1 protein-coding gene is annotated in these 241 nt (G+C 35.3%); it reads right to left on the bottom strand.

The window, feature by feature from the left end; all coding sequences use genetic code 11:
• Positions 1 to 227: type IV secretory system conjugative DNA transfer family protein (locus tag GJQ66_RS13720; RefSeq protein WP_196215954.1), on the bottom strand; the 227-nt coding region annotated here is incomplete at its 3' end.
• Positions 228 to 241 lie beyond the last annotated feature (14 nt).

Raw genomic sequence — 241 nt, 5'->3', positions numbered from 1 at the left:
GCGGTCTTTTCATAAACCTCCCCTTTCGTATCAGTAACAACAATACTGCAGTCCGTTCTATTAATCATGTTGGTCAAAACAAAAGATTGTGTCTTAAATGAACCTGGACCTCCTACTACATAATAGTTCCTATTAGCTAATTTGCTTGTCTCATGTTGAATTAAAGCTTTTCCATCTTTAATCCCCATTACTATTCCACTTGCATTTGTTTTTTCAGTAGTTGCCATTATTTCACCTCATT

It is taken from the genome of Microbacterium sp. ZXX196 (assembly GCF_009709595.1).
In the GTDB taxonomy this organism is placed as follows: domain Bacteria; phylum Actinomycetota; class Actinomycetes; order Actinomycetales; family Microbacteriaceae; genus Microbacterium; species Microbacterium excoecariae.
The sequence above is the reverse complement of the archived record's forward strand: the minus strand, read 5'-3'. Positions and strand labels throughout refer to the sequence as shown.